General features: G+C 70.4%; 17 protein-coding genes. 6 read left to right on the forward strand and 11 right to left on the reverse strand.

From position 1 onward, the window contains the following. Positions 1–2 precede the first annotated feature (2 nt). Both AB0C28_RS05935 and AB0C28_RS05940 read left to right on the forward strand, forming a co-directional pair. Positions 3–1,691, forward strand: a complete 1,689-nt coding sequence (locus AB0C28_RS05935; RefSeq protein ID WP_357841023.1) for an ExeM/NucH family extracellular endonuclease — start codon at positions 3–5, stop codon at positions 1,689–1,691. A 135-nt stretch (positions 1,692–1,826) separates the two neighbouring features. Beyond that, entirely contained in the window at positions 1,827–2,201 is a 375-nt protein-coding gene (locus AB0C28_RS05940) for a thioredoxin family protein (protein ID WP_346110244.1), read from the forward strand. Positions 2,202–2,261: 60 nt separating this feature from the next. Here AB0C28_RS05940 and AB0C28_RS05945 read toward each other — a convergent pair whose 3' ends face one another. The 3 genes from AB0C28_RS05945 to AB0C28_RS05955 form a co-directional block, all read right to left on the reverse strand. Next, on the reverse strand, positions 2,262–3,029 hold the full coding sequence (locus tag AB0C28_RS05945) for an SAM-dependent methyltransferase (RefSeq protein WP_358073219.1): 768 nt from the start codon (positions 3,027–3,029) through the stop codon (positions 2,262–2,264). Positions 3,030–3,214: 185 nt separating this feature from the next. Further along, positions 3,215–4,552: a class II 3-deoxy-7-phosphoheptulonate synthase gene (locus AB0C28_RS05950; protein WP_357841030.1), complete on the reverse strand. Its 1,338-nt coding sequence runs from the start codon at positions 4,550–4,552 to the stop codon at positions 3,215–3,217. Positions 4,553–4,643: 91 nt separating this feature from the next. Next, on the reverse strand, positions 4,644–5,840 hold the full coding sequence (locus AB0C28_RS05955) for an FAD-dependent oxidoreductase (RefSeq protein WP_358073220.1): 1,197 nt from the start codon (positions 5,838–5,840) through the stop codon (positions 4,644–4,646). A 119-nt stretch (positions 5,841–5,959) separates the two neighbouring features. Here AB0C28_RS05955 and AB0C28_RS05960 point away from each other — a divergent pair, with 119 nt between their 5' ends. Together AB0C28_RS05960 and AB0C28_RS05965 are read left to right on the forward strand one after the other, a co-directional pair. Beyond that, a complete protein-coding gene (locus tag AB0C28_RS05960) occupies positions 5,960–6,847 on the forward strand; it encodes an anti-sigma factor (protein WP_358073221.1) in 888 nt (295 codons plus the stop codon). 276 nt (positions 6,848–7,123) lie between these two features. After that, positions 7,124–9,349 carry a M64 family metallopeptidase gene (locus tag AB0C28_RS05965; RefSeq protein WP_358073222.1) on the forward strand — a complete coding sequence of 742 codons (2,226 nt, stop codon included), beginning with the start codon at positions 7,124–7,126 and terminating at the stop codon, positions 9,347–9,349. Here AB0C28_RS05965 and AB0C28_RS05970 read toward each other — a convergent pair. From AB0C28_RS05970 to AB0C28_RS06005, 8 genes are all read right to left on the reverse strand, one after another. Next, positions 9,293–10,288, reverse strand: coding sequence for an aminoglycoside phosphotransferase family protein (locus AB0C28_RS05970; RefSeq protein ID WP_357841041.1), 996 nt, complete (start codon positions 10,286–10,288; stop codon positions 9,293–9,295). The two genes, AB0C28_RS05965 and AB0C28_RS05970, sit on opposite strands and share 57 nt — an antisense overlap. A gap of 19 nt (positions 10,289–10,307) precedes the next feature. Then, on the reverse strand, positions 10,308–11,306 hold the full coding sequence (locus AB0C28_RS05975; RefSeq protein WP_357841044.1) for a LacI family DNA-binding transcriptional regulator: 999 nt from the start codon (positions 11,304–11,306) through the stop codon (positions 10,308–10,310). Beyond that, positions 11,287–12,699 carry a GH1 family beta-glucosidase gene (locus tag AB0C28_RS05980; protein ID WP_357841047.1) on the reverse strand — a complete coding sequence of 471 codons (1,413 nt, stop codon included), beginning with the start codon at positions 12,697–12,699 and terminating at the stop codon, positions 11,287–11,289. Before AB0C28_RS05980 ends, AB0C28_RS05975 begins: the two co-directional genes overlap by 20 nt. Next, positions 12,696–13,526: a carbohydrate ABC transporter permease gene (locus tag AB0C28_RS05985; RefSeq protein WP_357841050.1), complete on the reverse strand. Its 831-nt coding sequence runs from the start codon at positions 13,524–13,526 to the stop codon at positions 12,696–12,698. Before AB0C28_RS05985 ends, AB0C28_RS05980 begins: the two co-directional genes overlap by 4 nt. Continuing rightward, positions 13,523–14,398, reverse strand: a complete 876-nt coding sequence (locus AB0C28_RS05990) for a sugar ABC transporter permease (protein WP_357841053.1) — start codon at positions 14,396–14,398, stop codon at positions 13,523–13,525. Before AB0C28_RS05990 ends, AB0C28_RS05985 begins: the two co-directional genes overlap by 4 nt. Positions 14,399–14,524: 126 nt before the next feature. Then, positions 14,525–15,862 (reverse strand): extracellular solute-binding protein, encoded by a 1,338-nt coding sequence (locus AB0C28_RS05995; protein ID WP_357841056.1) that lies wholly within the window; start codon positions 15,860–15,862, stop codon positions 14,525–14,527. A gap of 316 nt (positions 15,863–16,178) precedes the next feature. Beyond that, positions 16,179–17,561 carry an RNA polymerase sigma factor gene (locus tag AB0C28_RS06000; RefSeq protein WP_358073223.1) on the reverse strand — a complete coding sequence of 461 codons (1,383 nt, stop codon included), beginning with the start codon at positions 17,559–17,561 and terminating at the stop codon, positions 16,179–16,181. A gap of 117 nt (positions 17,562–17,678) precedes the next feature. Beyond that, on the reverse strand, positions 17,679–18,131 hold the full coding sequence (locus AB0C28_RS06005) for a YciI family protein (protein ID WP_357841061.1): 453 nt from the start codon (positions 18,129–18,131) through the stop codon (positions 17,679–17,681). Positions 18,132–18,406: 275 nt separating this feature from the next. On the opposite strand from AB0C28_RS06005, the gene AB0C28_RS06010 reads away from it, so the two are divergent. Beyond that, entirely contained in the window at positions 18,407–20,323 is a 1,917-nt protein-coding gene (locus AB0C28_RS06010; protein ID WP_358073224.1) for an ABC transporter ATP-binding protein, read from the forward strand. Then, the gene (locus AB0C28_RS06015) at positions 20,320–22,347 is read left to right on the forward strand and encodes an ABC transporter ATP-binding protein (RefSeq protein WP_358073225.1); all 2,028 of its coding nucleotides are present in this window, start codon (positions 20,320–20,322) and stop codon (positions 22,345–22,347) included. The genes AB0C28_RS06010 and AB0C28_RS06015 overlap by 4 nt, the downstream gene beginning before the upstream one ends. Positions 22,348–22,380 lie beyond the last annotated feature (33 nt).

Below are 22,380 nucleotides of genomic sequence, written 5' to 3' on the forward strand. Positions count from 1 at the left end.
ACATGCGAGCTTTATCCCAAGCCTCCTTGGCCGCCCTCCTCGCGGTGGCCTTGTGCGCCGGTCCCGCGGCCGCCGAACCGGCGGCGCCCTGCGACACCCCGGCCACTCACCGCATCGCCCAGGTGCAGGGTGATGGTGACGCCACTCCGCTGGCCGGCCAGACGGTGCGGGTCGAGGGGATCGTCACCGGCGACTTCCAGCGCTCCGACCAGCTGAGCGGGTTCTTCCTCCAGGATCCGAGCCCCGACGCCGACCCGCGGACGTCCGAGGGGCTGTTCGCCTTCGCCAGGGACACGGTCAAGGACGTCCAGCCCGGTGACCGGGTCCTCGTGACCGGCCGGGCGATCGAGTTCAACGGCTGGACCGAGCTGTCGCCGGTCACCGCCGTGGACGTGTGCGGCACCGGCAAGGTGAGGACGCAGTCGTACCGGCTGCCCTCCGACGGGCTTGAGCCCGTCGAGAACATGCTGCTGACCTTCCCGCAGCCGCTGACCGTGAGCGAGCACTTCAACCTCGGCCGCTTCGGCGAGGTCGTGCTCTCCTCGCAGGGCCGGCTGTTCCAGCCGACCGACCGCCGCGGGGTGGACGCCGCGCGGAACGAGCGCCGCTCCCTGCTCGTCGACGACGGCTCCACCCGCGAGAACCCGGCCACCTTGCCGCCCATCGTGCGCACGGGCGCCGTGGCGGTCGGCGTGACAGGCGTGCTCGGGTACGGGTTCGGCTCCTACCGCCTGCAACCCACCAAGCCCGTCAGCTATCTGAACGCCAACCCGCGCCCGCCCAAGCCGTTCCCGGTCGTGGGCAACGTCAAGGTGGCCTCGTTCAACACGCTGAACTGGTTCACCACCCTCGGCTCCAGGGGGGCGAGCAACGCGGTGGAGCAGCAGCGCCAGCTCACCAAGCTGGTCGCCGCGCTCAAGGGGCTGAACGCCGACGCGGTGGCCCTCATGGAGGTCGAGAACAACGGCCAGACCGCCTTGCAGGCGCTCGTGGACGCCGTCAACGCCGAGGTCGGAGCCGGTACGTACGCCGCGCTCGCGCACCCGTTCCCCGGCACCGACGCCATCCAGGTCGGCCTCATCTACAAGCCCGCCAAGCTGACCCCCGTCGGCGAGCCGAAGGCCTCGCAGGACGCCGTGTTCAGCCGCCCGCCGCTGATCCAGACCTTCCGCAGGAAGAGCGGCGGCCAGCCGTTCACCATGCTGGTCAACCACCTGAAGTCCAAGGGCAGCTGCCCCGCGAGCGGCCCCGACGCCGACCAGGGCGACGGGCAGAGCTGCTGGAACCCCACCCGCGTGGCCCAGGCCCAGGCGCTGCTCGGCATCGTCGCGGACCTGGACCTGCCCAACCCGATCGTGCTCGGCGACCTCAACGCCTACGGCGAGGAGGACCCGATCGACACCCTGGAGGCGGGCGGCCTGACCAGCGTCACGAAGAGGTTCGTGCCCGAGCCGCAGCGCTACAGCTACCTCTTCGACGGGCTGGCGGGTGAGCTCGACCACGCCCTCGTCGGCAAGCAGCTGCTCAAGCGGGTGACGAGCGCGACGATCTGGCACATCAACTCCGACGAGCCGCGCATCCGCGACTACAACCAGGAGTTCAACCCGCCCGGCCTCTACCAGCCGGACGCCTACCGCTCCTCCGACCACGACCCGCTGGTCATCGGCCTGACGCTGCCCGGCGGTCGCTGAACCCGCGCGCGGGCGCGGCACGCACGGGGCCGCGCCCGCCCGCCGGGCATGGAATGCTGGTGCCGGGTACGTGGTTGAAACCGATGCACTTCAGCGACAAACCGCATGACAGCGACAACGAGCGAGGAGCCACTTGTGGCGACCATCGAAGTAACAGAGAAGAACTTCAACGACATCGCCGACAAGGGGATCGTGCTGCTCGACTTCTGGGCCGAGTGGTGCCCGCCGTGCAAGAAGTTCGGGCCGATCTTCGAGCAGGCGTCCGACAAGCACGACGACATCACCTTCGGCAAGATCGACACCGACGCCGAGCAGGGGCTCGCGCAGGGATTCGACATCACCTCGATCCCCACGCTGATGGCGATCCGTGACGGCATCGTCGTCTTCGCGCAGGCCGGTGCCATCCCCGGGCCCGCGCTCGAAGACCTCATCCGCCAGGTGAAGGCGCTCGACATGGACGCGATCAGGGCCGAGCTCAGCGAAGAGCTGAAGAGCGCCCAGCAGAACTGAACTCGCGCACGCAAAAAGACCCCGCCCTCACGAGCGGGGTCTTCGTCTGTCCAGGTGCCCTCAGGGCCTGCGGCCGACTCCCACGTAGCCGAACGTGATGCCGTTCCCGGGCGCGTCCGGGTCCTCGGGACGCCAGCCGTTCGGGTACGTCAGTCCCGGCTCCGCCAGCTCGTAGCCGTCGAAGAAGCGCAGGACCTCCTCCCGCGTGCGCAGGTTGAGCGCGGCGGTGGCCCTGCGGTAGATCTCCAGGGCCTGCGGGGTGGTGTCCGGCGTGCTGTCCACGGCGTGGCTGATGACCAGGTAGCTGCCGGGCGCGCTGGCCTCGCGCAGCCTCGTCACCACGTCGTAGGCGTCGTCGTCCGGGATGAAGTGCAGGATCGCCAGCATCAGGAACGCCACGGGCTGCTCGAAGTTCACCATCGTGCCGAGCTTGTCCAGCAGCGCCTCGGGCTCGCGCACGTCGGCCTGGAGGAAGTCCACGTTGTCCCGCCTGGCCAGCAGCGCCCTGCCGTGCACGCACACCACGGAGTCGTAGTCCACGTACACCACGCGTGCCTCAGGGGCGATCTCGTGGGTGTTGCCCTGAGTGGGCAGCCCCGCGCCCAGGTCCACGATCTGCCTGACGCCCTGGTCCACCAGGTGCCGCACCGCCCGCCGCAGGAACGCCCGGTTCGCGCGGGCGCCCTCCTTGGTGTTCGGGAACGTCTGGAGGATCTGCTCCGCGGCGGCCCGGTCGGCGGCGAAGTTGTCCTTGCCGTCGAGAAAATAGTCGTACATTCGCGCGACGTTGGGGACGTTCGGGTCGACCCCCTCTGGAGCATTATCCACGGATCATCTCCCGAAAAATTGGTATCTATCGGGGCGATCATAGCCCTGGAATCCCAGGGTTCACCGAAGGTTCTTCACGTACGGCGATGAGACCTGAATCACTTTCATCTCAGGCGTTCACCCGCGCATGCCCGGCAGGGTGAGGGTCGCCGCCGGGAGCCCGGCGGCGACGGAACCTCGGCAGGTCAGCCGCGGTAGAGCTCGGCCACGCGGAAGGCCAGGTCGAGCGACTGGCTGCGGTTGAGCCTGGGGTCGCACGCCGTCTCGTAGCGGGTCGCGAGGTCGGTCTCGCCGATCTCGTGCCCGCCGCCGACACACTCGGTCACGTCGTCGCCGGTGAACTCGATGTGGATGCCTCCGGGGTGCGTGCCGAGCGAGCGGTGCACCTCGAAGAAGCCGGCCACCTCGTCCAGCACGTCGTCCACGCGGCGGGTCTTGTGCCCGCTGGGCGCCTCGAACGTGTTGCCGTGCATCGGGTCGCAGATCCAGGCCACCCGGGCGCCGGTCGCCGTGACCTCCTTGACCAGCGCGGGCAGGTGCTCGCGGATCTTGGAGGCGCCCATGCGGGTGATGAACGTGAGCCGCCCGGCCTCGTTGCCCGGATTGAGCTTGTCGATGAGCGCCAGCGCCTCGTCCGGCGTCGTCGTCGGGCCGAGCTTGACGCCGATCGGGTTACGGATCTTGGAGAAGAACTCGACGTGGGCCCCGTCGAGCTGGCGGGTGCGCTCGCCGATCCAGACCATGTGCGCCGACACGTCGTAGGGCAGGCCCGTACGCGAGTCGATGCGGGTGAGCGCCTGGTCGTAGTCGAGGATCAGAGCCTCGTGCGAGGAGTAGAACTCGACCGTGTGGAACTCCTCGGGGTCGGCCCCGCAGGCCCGCATGAACGCGAGCGCCTGGTCGATCTCCCTGGCCAGCTGCTCGTAACGCCGGCCGGCGGGCGACTCGCCCACGAAGTCCTGGTTCCAGGCGTGCACCTGGCGCAGGTCGGCGTAGCCGCCCTTGGTGAAGGCCCGGGCCAGGTTGAGCGTCACGGCCGAGGAGTGGTACGCCTTGAGCAGCCGCCACGGATCGGGCCTGCGCGCCTCGGGGGTGAAGTCGAAGCCGTTGACCATGTCACCCCGGTAGGCGGGCAGCTCGACCCCGCCCCGGGTCTCGGTGCCCTTCGAACGCGGCTTGGCGAACTGGCCCGCGACCCGGCCGATCTTGACCACCGGCACCCGGCCGGCGTAGGTCAGCACGATGGCCATCTGCAGCAAGGTCTTCAGCTTTTGGCGCACGTTGTCGGCCGTGGCGCCGGAGAAGGTCTCGGCGCAGTCGCCGCCCTGAAGGACGAACGCCTCACCGCGCGCGACGGCGGCCAGCTGCTCCTTGAGCTGGTCGCATTCGCCGGCGAAGACCAATGGGGGCAGGCCGCCGAGCTCGGCGACAACCTTGTCGAGCTCGCCGCGGTCTGGCCAGTCAGGCTGCTGCGCCGCGGGGAGGGCTCGCCAGGTATCGAGGTCCACTAGATTGCTGCTCACGAGATACGAGGGTATTCCACTGGCCCGGCCCCACCGACCCCCATGTCCACGTTGTGAGAATGCGGTTATCCGCAGACTAACCCAGAGGCAGTCAAAGTTCCTTTACCGCCACGTGCTCGGGTCTGACACCGTGGCCGATGAAGCGCGGCGCCAGCAGGCCGACCAGGGGAATTCTGGTCAGATCGCGCGGCAGCCCGGCCGGGTCGATCCGCCGCCGCAGTGCCGGGCCGATGACCCGGTTCTGCACCAGCCGCTGGGCCGCCTGGGTCACCCTGGTCGGGAGCATGCGCCGGCGTTGCAGCCGGTGCAGCGTCCGCTCGGGGATCGGCGCGCCCGCCCTGAGCGCACCCGCCAGCAGGTTGGCGGTGGCCACCGCGTCCTGCACGGCCAGGTTGATGCCGACCCCGAAGACCGGCGACATGGCGTGCGCGGCGTCCCCAATGCAGACAAACCCCGGCCGGTGCCAGCGGCGCAGCCGATCGAGCCGGACGGTCAGCACGCTGACGTCGTCGTAGCCGCCGATGTCTGAGACTCGGTCGGCCAGCCACGGCATCAGCCTGGCCACGGGCTCGCGCAGCGCGTCGATGCCCTGCCGGCGCATCTCGTCGTAGCCGCCCTTGAGCACGAGGTAGGCCAGCTGCCAGTAGCTCTCGCGGTTGATCGCGACCATCATGCGCCCGCCGGCGATGCGCAGGAACGTGTCGTCCCTGTCGGTCTCGTGGCGGGGCAGCCGGAACCAGACCACGTCCATCGGCGCGCCGAGGTTCTCGGGCACCAGGCCCGCGCGGGCGCGCAGCACCGAGTGCCGCCCGTCGGCGGCGACCGTCAGGTCCGCCCTGATCTCGTGCTCGCCTGAGTCGTCGCGGTAACGCAGCCCGCGGACGGCGCCGCCCTCGCGGATCAGGTCGTACGCGTCGGCGTTCATCAGCAGCCGGAACCCCGGGTAGCGCTCGGCCGCCGACGTGATGAGCGTGAGGAAGTCCCACTGCGGCACGAACGCGATGTACTTGTAGGCGCCGCGCAGCCCGCGCAGGTCGGCCAGCCTGACCTCACCGGCGTCGGTGACCAGGTTGAGCTCGTACGCCTTGCGGTGCGGGAGCTTCAGGAACTCCGGCGCCAGTCCCAGCTCGTCGAGCACCTGCAGCGTCGACGGGTGGATCGTGTCACCCCGGAAGTCGCGCAGGAAGTCGCCGTGCTTCTCCAGCAGCGTCACCTCGACGCCCGCTCTGGCCAGCAGCAGGGCCAGCATCGCTCCGGCGGGTCCGCCGCCGGCTATTACACACCCCATAATTCATCACCCAATGAGATTGTCTCATGTCACGGGAAAAGAGCAAGGCCGGAACCATCCGCCATGCCCGAACGGCCGAAGTACATGCGTGAGCCGCCTCTCACCGCAGGGAGTGGACGATGAAGGACGAACTCCACACCCTCTCTGGTGCCTACGCCGTGCACGCACTGCCGTACGCCGAGTGGGTGCGGTTCGAGCAGCACCTGCACGTGTGCCAGGGCTGCTCGGACGAGGTGCGACGCCTGCGCGAGACCGCCGCGAAACTGGCGGAGTCGGTGGCCGAGGCGCCGCCCACGGGGCTGCGCGGTCGCCTGCTCGCCGCCGCGCATCGGTCACGCGGCCCCGAGAGCCGTCCCGATGACGCCCGCCCCGGGCCCTGGGCGGGCGCGCCGGCCGGGTGGCACACCACCGGAACCGAGTCGCCCGCCACCGCCGGCGGGCCGCACATCGTGGCAGGTGGGCCGTACGTCACCGCCGATGCGCCGGACATCGCCGCGGGCGGGCCGTACCTGGTCGCGGACGGCGGGGTGCCGGTGCCGCGGCGGCGGACGAAGGTCATGGCGGCGCTGACGGCCGTCAGCGCGGCGGCGGCCGTGGCGCTCGGCGTGGTCGCGTTCGACGCCCGCCGCGACCTGGAGGAGGCCGCCACCAGGAACGAGCGGCTGGTCGCGGTGCTGGCCGCGCCCGACGCCGAGACGCTGCGCCGCCCGATCGCCTCCGGCGGCACGGGCACGATCGTCATCTCGCGGGACGAGGGCCGGGTGCTGTTCACCTCGTCGGGCCTGCCGGAGCTGCCCGCCACGAAGGCGTACGAGCTGTGGCTGATGGACCCGGCGGGCGCCCGCCCCGCAGGCCTGCTGCGGCGGGGCGCGGACGGGATGACCGCGCCCCTGGTGCTCGTGGCGCTGAAGCGCGACGACCGCGTCGCGCTGACCGTCGAGCCCGCCGGCGGCTCCGACCGCCCGACCACCCGCCCGATCATGCTCGCCCAACTGCCCCGCGCTTGACCGCCCGCACGCGACCGCGCGCCCCACCGCGCGTGCCCCGCTGCCCGCACGTCGCCGCGCGTACCCCCATCGCGCGCACCCGACCGCCTGCCCCCCATCGCCGCACCCCCATCGCCGCACCCTCATCGCGCGCATCCCACTGCGTGCAGCCCACTGCGCGGACCTGAGCGCGCGACCTGATCAGGACGAGTCCGATCGGGACATATCCCGAATCGGGTGGGTTTGATGGGGTATGGGGATGGACGCGCGGGCAGCGCCGGTCCGATAGTGCTGATCATGCGTATCTTCGCGGCCCTCACTCTGGCCGCCGCCACGTTATGCCTCTCCCCGGCCGCCCCCGCGAGCGCCGCCGAGCCGGGCTCGGCCACCGTCGTGCCCGTGCAGGTCACGGGCACGACCGCCAAGCGGTTCAACCTGATCGTCATGGGCGACGGCTACACCGAGGCCGAGCAGGAGAAGTTCCGGGCCGACACCGACCGGCACCTCAACGTCATGTGGTCGATCGAGCCGTTCAAGTCCTACCGCAACTACATCAACGTCTATCGGATCGACATCGTCTCGGGGGAGTCGGGCATCAGCTGCGACCCCGGCCTCGACGCGCCGCGCAGGACGACCCCGCTGAGCATGGGCTTCTGGGGCCAGTGCAACCCGGGCAGCGTCCAGCGCCTGATCACCATGGACAACGCCGCCGCCACCCGCTACGCCAACATGGTCACCGGCACCACCTCGGCCAACCGGCAGATCCTCGCGCTCGGCAACAGCGGCACGTACGGCGGCGCGGGCGGCTCGTACGCCACCGCCTCGGGCAGCAACAGCATGTCCGCTCTGATCAGCCCGCACGAGCTGGGCCACTCCCTGGGCGGGCTGCAGGACGAGTACGACTACTACCAGCGCGGCGTCCCCGGCGGCGCCTACACAGGACCTGAGCCGTCCAGCGCCCACCACACGCTGCTCACCGAGCGCGAGATGAGCGACCAGCGCAGGAAGTGGTGGCGCTGGCTGGGCGAGCCCAGCGAGTCGGGCGGCCCGATCGGCCGCTACGAGGGCGGCATGTACGCGACCACCGGCGTGTGGCGGCCCAGCGCGCACTCGATGATGAAGACCCTCGGCTACTACTTCGACCAGGTCAGCCGCGAGGTCATGGTGCGCAGCATCACCGCCAAGACGATGGTCGTCCAGGACGCCACGCCCACGGGCGCGCCGGTCGGCGCCGACCGCGTGCTGTGGGTCGAGCCGATGCGCCCCGTCGGCCACTCCCTGGTCACCACCTGGAACGTGGACGGCCGGGACCTGCCCGGCGACCGCGACTCCCTCGACCTGCGCGAGCTCGGCCTGGCCCAGGGCCGGCACACGGTCACCGCGACCGTCTCCGACCCGACCGCGTTCGTCCGTGACCCGGACGTCAGGGCGGCGATGACCAGGTCCCGCACCTGGACGGTGGACACCGCGATCACCACCCCGCCGGACGCCACCGAGCCCGCGTTCGTCTCCTCCACCCCCACCGACCGGCCGCTCGGCCGCGACGACGTCGTGTACGTGGAGACCACCCACCCCGCCCGGACCGTCCCCCAGGTCACCTGGACGCTGAACGGCACCCGGTACGAGGGCGCCGACCTGGACCTCGGCGAGCTGGACCTGAAGCCGGGCACGCACACCCTCACCGCCGCCCTCGGCACAAGCACGCTGACCTGGACGATCGACGCCACCGGGCCGGCCACCGCGTACGAGCTGTCGCGCCCGCTGGCCCGCTCCGGCCACACCTACGTCTACAACGGCCCCTTCACCATGCGGCTCACCGGCACCGACGACAAGGACGGCTACGTCGTGTCGGAGTCGCGGGTGGACGGCGACGGCTGGTTCAACTACTTCGGCTGGCCCACCTCGTCGGAGCTGCCGTGGACGTTCACGGAGCAGGGCACGACGATCGACTCGCTCGTGTACGGCAAGCTGCCGCGCGGCCGGCACACGATCGAGTACCGCTCGATCGACGCGGCCGGCAACTACGGCAAGCCGGACAAGTTCACCGTCACCACGATCGCCCCGCCGCCCGCCTGCACCCGCACCGTCACCGGCGTGCACCGCGGCGCGCTCGTCGTGTCCTCCGGGGTCACCTGCCTCGACGGCGCCGAGGTGACGGGGGCGGTCACGGTCAGGCCGGGCGCCTCGCTGGTCGTCACCGGCGGCCGCGTCACCGGCGCGCTCACCGCCGCGGGGGCCGCGCAGGTGCACCTGCTCGGCACGCGCGTCAGCGGCGCGCTCGCCGTGAGCGGCGCGGGCAACCTCACCGTCGTGGGCGCCGACCTGCGCGGCGCCGCGCTGCTGAGCGGCAACACCGCGCCGATCCTGTCGGGCAGCACGATCGCGGGCGCGCTCGCCTGCTCCGGCACCATGCCGGTCGACCTCGGCGTGCCGAACACGGTCAAGGGCGGCGGCGCCTGCGCCGACCTAGCCGACGGCTCCAGGGGACGCGCGTACGAGGCGGTCGAGCACATCGGTCAGTGAGGCCGTCGCGAGATCGCGGACCCTGGCGTACTCGTCCTCCGGGTACTGCCGGGGTCCGTTCTCGATCAGCAGGATGAGGTAGAGGTAGGTCCGGTAGAGGTCGAGCCGGACCATCGCGGCGGGCGTGAGCTCCAGCGGCGTCACCTCGCGGTAGCCCGCCAGCAGCGGATCGTCCTCGCTCAGCTCGCCGAAGATCGTCGGGGTGACGAACTCGGCGAGCGGGTCGCCCCAGAAGGCGCGCTCGTGGTCGATGATCGCCTCGATCCTGGGCGTGCCGCGCAGGTCGAGGAAGACGTTGCCGGCCCACACGTCGAAGTGCACCAGCCGCGGCGTCGTGACCTCGTCCAGCGCGGGCGCCGCGGCCTCGAACACCTCCATGATCCGCGCGGCCGGCAGCGGCAGCGGCGCCGGATATTGCTCGGTGTCGCCCAGCAACGCCGCCACCATGGCCAGGAACGCCTCCCGCCACGTCGCGCCCACGATGCCGGCGTGCGGATAGCCGAACACCTCGCCCGTCACCGCGTTGAACCGGGCCAGATGTGCGCCCAGCTCCCTGCGCAGCGCGGCCTCGCCCTCGGGCTTGACGTCGTTCCACGACACGCCGTCGAGCGCGTCCAGCAGCAGGTAGTCGCCGCCCAGCACCGGATCGTCGAAGCCGGCCCGCAGCAGCCCCGCCACCGGCACGCCCGCCTCCAGCGCCAGGGCGATGGCGGCGGCCTCCATGCGCAGCAGGTTGGTCTCGTAGCTGAGCTGGCGCAGCTCGGGCGGCGGCGACAGCTTGAGCACCGCCTCCCGGCCGTCCTCCAGCTTCAGCCGCCAGACGGCGTTGGCGTAGCCGTCGGTCAGCTCGGTGGCGCTGGTGACGCCCGTGCCGACCGCCCGCCGGACGAGCGCGTCGAGCTCGGCGGGTGATAACCGGCGCTTGGTCCTGCTGTCCACGGGACCCCTCTCGTGACTGTCAGGCGGACTCGCGCCGCACCAGATGGGTGTCGAGGATGACGACGGGCTGGCGCAGCTGCTCGCCGTTGATCCGGGCCACCAGGAGCTGGGCCATCTGACGGCCCATCGCCTCGGTCGGCTGGTGGACGGTGGTCAGCGGCGGGTCGGCATGCAGTGCGGCCTTGGAGTCGTCGAACCCGATCACCGCGACGTCGCCGGGGATCACCCGGCCCTGGGCCTTGAGCACGCGCATCGCGCCCAGCGCCATCGGGTCGGACGCGGCGAAGACCGCGTCGAGGTCGGGATGATCCCGCAGCAGCTCGGTCATCGCCGTGGCGCCGCTGTGCTCGGAGAAGTCGCCGTAGGCCACCAGCTCGGGCAGGCGCGAGGGCAGCAGCGCGTCACGGTATCCGGCGAGCCGGTCGACGCCCACGCCCATGTCTTGCGACCCGGCGATCGTGGCGATGGCGGTGCGGCCGAGGCCCAGCAGGTGTTTGACCGCCTGCCGGGCCCCTGCCCTGTTGTCCATGTCCACGTAGCTGTAGGGGTCGAGACCGACGGGCCGGCCGCCGAGCACGGTCGGCACGCCCATCGCCTCCAGCCGCCCCGGCAGCGGGTCGGCGCCGTGCAGCGACAGCAGCAGCACGCCGTCGACGTGCTGCCCCGTCAGGTAGTGCTCCAGCCGCGCGTGCTCCTCAGGGGTGCGCGCCATCGCCAGGATGAGCTGCAACCCGGTCTCGGCCAGCGCCGAGCCGATGCCGCGGATCGTGCCCGCGAAGTACGGCTCGTCGAAGACCCGGAACTGCGACTCGGACACCACCAGCGCCACGGTGTCCGTGCGGCGCGTGACCAGGGCACGCGCCGCACGGTTGGGTACATAGCCCAGCTCGCTGATGGCCAGCTCGACGGCCTCGCGGGCCTTGGCGCTGACGTTCGGTGAGCCGTTGATGACTCTCGACACCGTGCCCCGGCCCACGCCGGCCCGGGCAGCGACTGCCTCAAGAGTCGGTCGGTTCATGTGGCCTATTCTGCCGGATGATCTCCGCGTACCAGAGCGCGCTGTCCTTGAGCAGACGTTCCTGCGTCTCGAAGTCCACATGGACCAGGCCGAACCGCTTGCCGTAACCCCAGGCCCACTCGAAGTTGTCCATCAACGACCAGGCGAAATAGCCCTCCAGGGGCACGCCCGCCTCGATCGCCTCCTTGCACGCGCCCAGGTGCGCCTCCACGTACGCCCGCCGCTCCCGGTCGTGGACCCGGCCGTCGGTGAGCACGTCGTCGAAGGCGGCGCCGTTCTCCGAGACCACCATCGCGATCGGCGGGTAGTCCCGCATCACCCGGGTGAGCACCTCCACCAGGCCGGCCTCGTCGATCTCCCAGCCCATCGCGGTGACCGGCCGGCCCCCGTTGACGAACGACACGTGCTCGCTGCCCACCCACGGGGAGGCCGAGTCCGTGGGGGCCGCCGCCGCCGACGCCTTGCCGCCCGGAGCCCCCGAGACGGTGAAGCGGCTGTAGTAGTTGACGAGCAGCACGTCGATCGGCGCGCCGATGGTCTTCATGTCGCCAGGCTGGATGAAGTCCTCCGGCTCCACCCGCAGGTCCGCCAGCACGTCCTCCGGATAGCGGCCGGTCAGCAGGGCGTCGAGGAAGAACCGGTTCTGCAGCCCGTCGATGCGCCGGGCCGCGTCCAGGTCGCGCTCGCTGTCGGTCTCGGGGGTGACCGCGTACAGGTTCACGCAGCCGCCGACGCGGCGGGCGTTCATCGCCTGCACGGCCAGCCCGTGGGCCAGGTTGAGGTGGTGCGCGCCCCTGATCGCGTTCTGCGGCTCACGCCTGCCGGGGGCGTGCTCCCCAGAGGCGTAGCCGAGAAACGCGGCGCACCACGGCTCGTTGACGGTGCTCCACGTGTGCACCCGGTCCTGCAGCGCCTCGTGCACGGCCGCCGCGTAGTCCGCGAACCGGTAGGCCGTGTCCCGGTTCGGCCAGCCGCCCTGGTCCTCCAGCGCCTGGGGCAGGTCCCAGTGGTAGAGGGTGAGCCACGGGTCGATGCCGTGCCGCAGCAGCTCGTCGGTGAGCCGCCGGTAGAAGTCCAGGCCCTTCTGGTTGATCGCGCCGGAGCCGGTCGGCTGGATCCGCGGCCACGACACCGAGAACCGGTAGGCGGTCAGCCCCAGCTCCGCCATGATCGCGACGTCTTCCGCGAACCGGTGGTAGTGATCCATGGCAACGTCACCATGATGGCCGTTCAGCACCCTGCCCGGCGTTTTGGTGAAGGTGTCCCAGATGGAGACGCCGCGCCCGTCCTCGGAGACGGCACCCTCGATCTGGTACGCCGACGTCGCCGCGCCGAACGAGAAACCAGGAGGGAAGCACAGGTCGGAACGCGTCTGTTCCTCTTGAGTCGTCACGCCTTGACCGCACCTTCCATGAGTCCGCCGACGATCTGACGGCCGAATGCGACGAATACCGCGATGAGCGGGATGATGGACAGCGCCGTGCCCGCGAAGATCAACGTGTAGTTCGTGGAGAACCTGGCGTTGAGCGAGGTGATCGCGATCTGCACGGTCGGGTTGTCCGGGGTGAGCACGATCAGCGGCCACATGAAGTCGTTCCACATGAGCATGAACGTGTTGATGCCGAGCACGGCCATTCCTGGCCGCACGGCGGGCAGCACGACGTTCCACCAGATGCGCAGCGTGGCGGCGCCGTCCACCCGGGCGGCCTCGACCAGCTCCATCGGCACGGCCTGGCGCGTGTACTGCGTCATCAGGAACACGCCGAACCCGTTGAGCAGGTACGGCAGGATGACCGCCTTGAGCGTGCCCGTCCACTCCAGGCTCACCATGAGCCGGTAGAGCGGCACCACGCCCATCTGCTGCAGCGGCACCGCCATCGTCAGCAGCACCAGGACCAGCAGCAGGTTGCGGCCCCTGAAGTTGAGATTGGCGAACGAGAAGCCCGCCAGCGTGGAGATGATCACCACGGAGACGGTGACCACGGTCGCCACGATGAACGAGTTCGTCAGCCCCAGCAGGAACTTCGCGTCCTCGTTGTTGAGCACCGCGACGATGTTCTCGCCGAGGTTGCCGCCCGGCAGGAACGGCGGCGGCACCGCCACCGCGTCGGCGTTGGTGCGCGAGGCGATGACCAGCATCCAGTACAGCGGGAACGCCGACAGGAAGACCGCCAAGGCCAGCATCACCCTGGTGAGGATGGTCGGTGACCAGTTGGTCATTTCGTGCCCCCGATCCTGCGCACGAACAGGAAGTTGATCGCCGCTCCGATGAGAATCAGCAGGAACAGCAGCCAGGCGGCGGCCGCGGCGTAGCCGTAGTCGAACTCGCGGAAGCCCTGCTTGACGATGAACATGGCCACCGTCTGGAACTGGCCCTGCGAGCCGCCGTCGACGTTGCCGTTGTAGAACGTGGTCGGCTCGGAGAACAGCGTCAGCCCGCCGATCGTCGAGTTGAGCACCACGAAGATCATGGTCGGGCGCAACATCGGCAGCGTGATCTGCCAGAACTGCCGGCGCCTGGACGCGCCGTCGATCGCGGCGGCCTCGTACAGGTCGCGCGGGATCGTCTGCATGCCGGCCAGGAAGATGATCGCGTTGTAGCCGGTCCAGCGCCAGTCGACCATGGTGGCGATGGCGATCCAGGACGGGATGCGCTCGGCCCGCCAGTTGGTGTTCTCCACGCCGAACGCGCCCAGGATCCAGTTGACCAGGCCCCAGTCGCGGGCGTACAGCTGCGTGAACACCACCGCGACCGCGACCACCGACGTGACGAGCGGCAGCAGCACGCTCATCCGGATCGCCAGCCGGAACCTGAAGCGCTTGTTCAGCGCGTTGGCCAGGAACAGCGCCAGCAACATCTGGGGGACGGTGGCGATGACGAACATGCCCACGGTGTTCACCACGGCACGCCAGAAGTCGTCGTCCGCCAGCAGCGCGGCGTAGTTGTCCAGCCCGGCCCACTCCGTGGTCCCGGCCAGGTCGTAGTCGTAGAGCGAGTAGTAGAGCGTGAAGGCCAACGGGAACAGCCCGAAGGCGGCGAACAGAATGAAGTAGGGAGACACCAGGGCGTACGGCATCGCCCTGACGTCCAACCTGGAACGCCAGCGGCGACCGGGCGGACGATCACGACGGTACGTCGTAGGGGTGTCGAGGCTCATACCAGACCTTTCAGCGGCGACGTGCCCGGCCCGCCGATGGCGGGCCGGGCGGGACGGTCATCAGCCCGCGGCCTTGACCGCGTCGTCGACCAGCTGCTGCCAGGCCTTGTCGTGCGGGACGGAGCCGTCGTCCATGCCCTGGATGACCGACTCGATGGCGTTCTTGACCTGGGCGTGCTTCACGCCGAGGAAGACCGGCTGGAGGCTCGACGCCGACTTGGCGAAGATCTCACCGATGGGGGCGTTGTTGAAGAACTCGTTCTTGGCGCCCTGCACCGCCGGGTCCTGCTGCGCCTTCGTGTTGCTCGGCATGTTGCCGAAGTCGGTGAAGATGCTCGCCTCGGTCTGCGCCTGCGTCAGGTAGTCCGCGACCTGCGCGGCCTCCTTCGGGTGCTTCGACTGCTTCGGCACGGCCAGCCAGGAGCCGCCCCAGTTCCCGCCACCGCCGGGCACCGAGGCCACGTCCCACTTGCCCGCGCCCGCGTCGCCCGCGTTGCCGCTGACCACGCCGAGCATCCAGGACGGGCAGCCGACCGTGGCGAACGCGCCCTTCTGGGTGCCCGCCGCCCACTCGTCGGTGAAGTTGCGCAGCTTGGCGGTCAGGCCCTGCTGGCTCATCTTCGAGGCGAAGTCGAAGCCCGCCTTCACCGCCGGGTTCTTGTCGACGATGAGGTTGTTGTCCTTGTCGAAGTAGGTGACGTTGCCGTTCTTGGCCGCCTCCTGATACAGGACCACCTGGTAGAGGGTGTTGGTGCCGTCAGCCCACTTGGTGTCCTTGACCTTCGCCTGGAACTGCTGGCCCACCTTCATGAACTCGTCCCACGTCGGCCACAGCGCGCCGACCTCCTCACGGTCCGTGGCCAGGCCGGCCTTCTTGAACAGGTCCGTGCGGTAGCAGATGCTCATGCCGCCGATGTCGGTGCCCAGACCGAACAGCTTGCCGTCGGCGGCGACGCCGTTCTCCCACTTCCACGCGGGGAAGTCGGCCTTGCGCGACTCCAGGCCGAACTCCTTCAGGTCGGCCCACCACTCCGGGTGCGCCTTGGCCAGGCCCATGCCGCCCTCGTCGATGCCGACCACGTCACCGGCGCCGTTGCCCGCCTGCAGCCACTGGATCATCTGCGGCCAGTACTGCTGCTCGAACTGGTCGGTGAGGTGCTCTTCCTTGATCTGGATGTCCTTATGCTCGGCGTTCCACTTCGTGATGGCGTTCTTGTAGCCGAAGTTGGTGCCGCCGCCGAAGGTCTGCACGCGGATCGTGACGGGCTCAGCGGCCGCCGACGAAGCTGGAGCGCTGGACTCCGGGGTGCTGCCGGAGCCGCAGGACGCGACGGTGAGCGCCGCCGCGGCCAGGGCCGAGGCCACGGCAAGACCGCCGCGACGCTTGCTGATCATCATGGTGGACCCCTTCTCGGGTGACTGGGTTGGGGGAGTGCACCGCGGTACCCCGCTCCGCCGCGGTGGGAGTCTTTGGGAGCGCTCCCACAAAGGGTGCACTTAGCGGCTCTGCCCGTCAATCCCGCGAAACGGAACCGTTACCAATGGGGCGGTTTAGTCGCTTTGAATAGGACTTATGGGCATAAACCTCGTAAAGGCCCGTTTGGGAGCGCTCCCATCTCAAGAGGCACCATTCGTGTCACATCCAGGGCAATGTCACCCAGAGTGAGCCTCAGCCGCGTTGGCGAGCGGCGCCTTGGGGGTGGCCTTCCAGGTTCTAGGAGGTGGCATCTCGGGAAGCGGCGGCGGCGCGCTCCTCCAGCAGGGCACGCTCACGCGCGTTACGGGTCATGCCCGCCGCCCGCTCGAACTCCACCCGCGCCTCCGCCATCCGCCCCAGCTTGACCAGCAGATCCCCGCGTACGCTCGGCAGCAGGTGGTAGCCCTTCAGCGCCGGCTCGTCCACGATCTGGTCGAGCAGCCCGAGCCCGACCGCCGGCCCGTACGCCATCGACAGCGCCACCGCCCGGTTGAGCTCGACGACGGGGGAGCGGGACAGGCGGGCCAGCGCCTCGTACAGGCTCGCGATGCGCACCCAGTCGGTCTCCTCGGGGGCGCTCGCCCGCGCATGACAGGCGGCGATGGCCGCCTGCAGTGTGTACGGCCCCAGCACTGTGCCGACTTCCCCAATCCCACCCGGCCCTGCCGCTGTACCCGATCCTCCGGCCGCGCCCGCCCCTTGCCCCGTTTCCCCGGCGGCGCCCGGACCTGCGATGGCTTCCCCGGTTTGCATACCCGCAGCCTTGGACAGCTCCTCGGCCCGGTCGAGCGCGGCCAGGCCCCGGTTGATGAGTAGCCGATCCCACTTCGCCCGGTTCTGCTCCAGCAGCAGGATCGGCTCACCCGAAGGACCCACGCGGGCCGCCGACCGGGACGCCTGGATCTCCATGAGCGCGACCAGCCCGTGCACCTCGGGTTCTTTCGGCATCAGACCGGCCAGCACCCGCCCCAGCCGCAGCGCGTCGGCGCAGAGGCCGGGCCGCATCCAGTCGTCACCGGCGGTCGCCGAGTAGCCCTCGTTGAAGATGAGGTAGATGACCTCCAGCACGGACGACAGCCGACCGGCCAGCTCAGCGCCCTGCGGTACCTCGAACGGGATCTTCCTGTCGGCGAGCGTGCGCTTGGCCCGGACGATGCGCTGCGCCACGGTCGCCTCCGGCACCAGGAACGCCCGCGCGATCTCGTCGGTGGTCAGCCCGCCGAGCACCCGCAGCGTCATCGCCACCCGCGCCGCCACCGACAGCGCCGGATGGCAGGCGGTGAACGCCAGCCGCAGCAGGTCGTCCTCGATCTCGTCGACCTCCGGCGGCTCCTCCTCCAGGTCGAGGCGGTGGCCGAGCTCGACGAGGTTGCGCTGGAGCCGTTCGTTGCGGCGGATCAGGTCGATGGCGCGCCGCTTGGAGACCGTCATCAGCCAGGCGCCCGGATTGCGCGGCACGCCGGACTCCGGCCACTGCTCCAAGGCTGCGACCAGCGCGTCCTGCGCCAGCTCCTCGGCCAGGCCGACATCGCGCACCAGCCCGGCGAGCCCGGCGATGAGCCGGGCCGCCTCGATGCGCCAGACCGCCTCGATGGCGCGGTGGGTGTCCGTAGCCGTCACCGGCCCATGAGACCAGCCCGCCTCACACCCTCGCAACCCGCCTCAACGGTGCTCAGCCGCCGACCCGGTCACCCGCAGCGGTCAGGCGCCCGACCGACCCACCCGTTCTGACCAGGATCAGGCGTTGGGGTGGCCCTGGCCCTGGTCCGCGCCGAGTCGTTCCCGCAGCGCTTCCTCACGCTCACGCTCCTCGGCCGGCATCGAGTCGTCCGGTACGTCCGAGGCGTCGAACACCCGCCACACATCCAGCCCGATCCCGTCGTGCCCCGGCGGCACCGGCACCCGCAGCGCCCACTCGAGGGCCTCCTCACGCGACTTGACCTGAATCAGCCAGAACCCGGCGATCAGCTCCTTGGCCTCCGCGAACGGTCCGTCGATCACACTCGCCTTGCCCCCGCTGTAGGCGATCTGCGCGCCGTGCGAGCTGGGGTAGAGACCCTCGGCCGCCAGCAGCACCCCGGCCCTGGCCAGCGACTCGTTGTAGGCGTGCATGTTGTCCACGAGCTCCTGGCTGGGCAACTCCCCGGCTTCGGACTCGGGACTGGCCTTGCCCACGATCATGAACTTCATCGGTCTGTTCTCCTTCGCTCGTGACGGGCGGTCGCGCGGCGCCGCCTCCCATCAACGCGTCGAACGGCACCCGGTCGGATCGACAGCCCAGGCGAACATTTTCCCGCCACCCTCACCCCGCGACGCCGCCCAGAACCTACTCGAACCTGGCCACCCGGTCACCGGCGGAAGGCGTCGGATACACATTCCAAGCTGACCACATCGGTTTGACTGATCCGGTGTCGCCGAGTTACGGTCACGCCCATGGCAGACCAATACGGTCACATCGGATTGCAATGACGAGATACGCCAGGCTGCTGCCGCTGGCCGGGGCGCGTAACCTGCTGCCGTTCATGCTGCTCAGCGTGGGCGCGGCGACGCTCGGCCCGCTCAGCACGGTGCCCCTCGGCCTCCTCATCTCTCACGGAGGCGCCGCGCCGCTGATCACCCTGCTGCTCGTACTGCTCGCCCAGGAGCTCTGCACGGCTCTGCGCGAACCGGCCGGAACCGCCGCGGCCCGCCGAATCGACGGCGTCCTCCGCACACGCGTACGTGCTGCCGCCTCGAACCTGCCGCTCGCCCTCCTGGAGACACCGGCGACACAGGCGGACCTACGGCTGGCCCTGCACGGCCACCGAGGCAGGACACCGGGCACGGCAGCAGTAGCCGCGGCCGGCGAGGCGGGCCGCCTGGCCTCCGCCCTGCTGGGCGCGTCGATCCTGGCCCTGCACGTGTGGTGGCCGGCCGTCCTGGCCCTGTCACTCTCCCTGCTCCAGAACCACCGCATCGCCACCATGCTGGTCGGCCCCGGCGGAGCCGACACCCTGGCCGACAGCCCCGACCAGGCACGCCGCCGACGCCGCGCCGACTACTTGGCCGAGGTCGCGGGAGGCCCGGCCGCCGCCAAGGAACTGCGCGTCTTCTCCCTCCAGCCCTTCTTCATCGACCGGTACGTGGCCGCGATGCGCGCATTCCTCACCCCGCAGTCACGCGGCCGGCGCGCTGTGGTGCGCGGATACGGGACAGTGCTGTCCCTGCAGTTGCTCTCCGCCGCCGGCACGTTCGCCATCCTCGCCTGGCACACCGGAACGGGCCTGCTCGGTCCCGGCGAGCTGGCGCAGTGCGTACTGGCGGCCCTGCTGGTGTTCGCGTACGGCGCAGGCAGCCACCAGATGTTCGAGATAGCCCACGCAAGAGAGCCCCACCACGCCACCCAACGCCTCCTCACCCCACCCCTGTCCACCCCCGCCCCCACCACAGCCACCCGCCCGGCAAAGAACGGGGACACGCTCGCATCGGGAGGCGTCTCGTCCGCCCGCCCGGTGGAGGACGAAGACGCGCCTACACCGAAAGATGTGTCGTTCGCCGACCCGGGGGAGAACGTGGATGCACCAGCCCCGGGAAGCGCCTCGCTTGCCCACTTGGCGACAGATGAGGAGGCGCCCGCACCGACTCGCGCCTCGTTCGCCCGTGACGGAAGCGTCCTCGCGCTAGAGGGAGTCACCTTCGCCTATCCCGGTGCCGAGACCCCGCTCCTCCACGACCTCGACCTCCACATCCGCCCCGGCGAACGGCTGGCCGTCGTCGGCCGCAACGGCGCCGGCAAGACCACCCTCGCCAAGCTCCTCACCGGCCTCTACACCCCCACCACCGGCCTCGCCACCACCCCCACCACCGCAGCGGCCGTCTTCCAGGACTTCGTCCGCTACCCCCTGCCCCTCCGCGACAACATCCGCCTGGGTGATCCAACCTTCGCCGGCACCGACGCCGACGTCCTGTCCGCCCTGGAGTCGGCCGACGCGCTCGACCTCCTGGACGTCCTGCCCGCCGGCCTGGACACGCCGCTCTCACGCGCCTTCACCGGGGGCCGCGACCTGTCCGGCGGCCAGTGGCAGAAGGTGGCCCTGGCCCGAGCCATGTACGCGCTCCACCCACGCGGACGCCAGGTCCTGATCGTGGACGAACCCACCGCCCACCTGGACGCCCGCGCCGAGCGCGAGGTCTTCGAACGCCTGCTGGAGCGCGCCCGAGGCCGCACCCTGGTCCTCATCTCGCATCGCTTCGCCACCGTACGCAGAGCGAACCGCATCATCGTCCTCGACCAAGGCGTCATCGCGGAGGAAGGCAGCCACACCGAGCTACTGGCCACGAACGGCCACTACGCGCACTGGTACCACCTCCAGGCAGACCTGATCACCCGGGACGCCCAATGACCACAAACCCCACCCCACCCACCCCCACGGAACCGACCTCCACCGAGCCGATCCCCACCGGGATAGCCACGACGGACGTCACCTCCACGGGAGCCATCTCCACTCCAGCCGCCTCCACCACGTGGGGCACCCTCCGCAGCCTGCTGACCCTCGCCTGGCACACGGACCGCCGCGCCGGCCTCGTCCTGACCGCCTTCCTCCTCTCCGGAGCGCTCAGCCACGGCCTGGTGGGCGTCTTCCTCCGGGAGCTGACCGACGCCGCCACCGCAGGCCACGCGTCCCCTGCCGCGCTCTGGGCCGTAGCCGCCGGAGCGTCCCTGGCGACGGGCGTCGCGCTAGGCCGCGCCGAACTGGCCCTGATGCAGGACCTGGCCGAACGCATGAGCCTGTCCGTCCAGGAGGAGATCCTCACCCTCACCTCGTCCATCCCCACCATCGAGCACCTGGAACGCCCCGCGTACCTCGACAAACTGCGGACGCTGCGCGAGGAGAGCTGGCACCTGTACTTCGCCGTGTGGGCCCTCGCCCTCGTGGCGGAGCACACGGCTCAGATCGCGTTCGGCGTGGGGCTGATGGCCGCCGTACACCCCCTCCTCCTGCTCCTGCTCGGCGCGGCCGTCCTCCCGTCCCTCCTGGTACGCGGCCGCGCGGCCCGCCACATCGACGCCGCCGCAGAACGCACCGCCGAGACCACCCGCCTGGAAGAGGCGCTGTCGGAGACGATCACGTCAGCCGGCTCGGCCAAGGAGGCCCGCCTGAGCGGCGCCGCACCCGTACTGGACACGATGGCCGACCACCGATGGGAGCAGACGTCAGCCGCACTGACCAACGCCGGGATCCGAGCCGGCCTGCTGACGTTCGCCGGCTCAGCCGCGTTCCTGGCCGGCTATGTCTCGGCACTCGGCTACGCGGCCTGGCTGGCCGGAAACCACCAAGCCACGGCGGGGGACATCGTGCTGGTGGCCACGGTCGGCGTCCAGTTCGTCACCCAGGCCTCCCGCCTGGCCTTCCACTTCGGCTCGGTCGCCTCAGGTCTACGCGCCGTCTCCCGCCTGTCCTGGCTCCGCCACTACGCCACCACCACCCGCCCGCACCCACCGAAGCCTTCCGTCCTGCAGCCCTCTCCCACACCAACAGCCCCGGACGCCGGAACGCTTCGCCCAGCCGCGCCTGGCCTCTCCACCAAGAAGCCCGCCCCCGAACCGATCACGCCGGACACCACCTCCTCCCAAGACGGGCAGCCGCTCGGCGACCGCCTCGATCACGGCATCACCCTGCACCGGGTGTCGTTCACCTACCCAGGCACGTCCCGCCAGGTCCTGCACGACCTCGACCTCCACCTGCCCGCCGGATCCACCGTCGCCCTGGTCGGCTCGCACGGCTCCGGCAAGACCACCCTGGCCAAACTCCTGTGCGGCCTCTACCGCGCGCACCACGGCGAGATCCTGGTGGACCACGTCCCCCTCGACCGCCTGACCCCCGACTACTGGCGTAACCGCATCAGCGCGGTCTTCCAGGACCTGGCCCGCTTCGAGCTGACCGCCGCCGAGACGGTCGGCGTCGGCGACCTGCCCCGCCTCCACGACCACACCGCCGTGAAAACCGCACTGACCCGAGCGGACGCCACCGGCCTCATGTCCGGCCTCCCGCACGGCCTGGCCACCGAACTGGGCGACACCTTCGAGCACGGCGTACGCCTGTCAGGCGGCCAGTGGCAGACACTGGCCCTGGCCCGCGCCTCGATGCGCGACGCCCCACTGCTGCTGGTGCTGGACGAGCCGACAGCCTCCCTCGACGCCCCGGCCGAGAGCGCCGTCTTCGCCCGCTACGCCGAAGCCGCCCGCCGCCACCCCGGCGCCGTCACCCTGCTGATCACCCACAGGTTCCCGACCGTACGGATGGCGGACCTGATCGTCGTGCTCGACGGCGGCCGCGTCGTCCAGCAGGGCACCCACGCGGACCTCGTCACCCGCCCCGGCCCGTACGCGGACCTGCACACCATCCAACGAGACGCGTTCATCTGAGTTCAGCGACAACGCCACCCGAAACCGGCGGCG

This window comes from Nonomuraea sp. NPDC048892, from assembly GCF_040649735.1.
GTDB lineage: Bacteria > Actinomycetota > Actinomycetes > Streptosporangiales > Streptosporangiaceae > Nonomuraea > Nonomuraea maheshkhaliensis.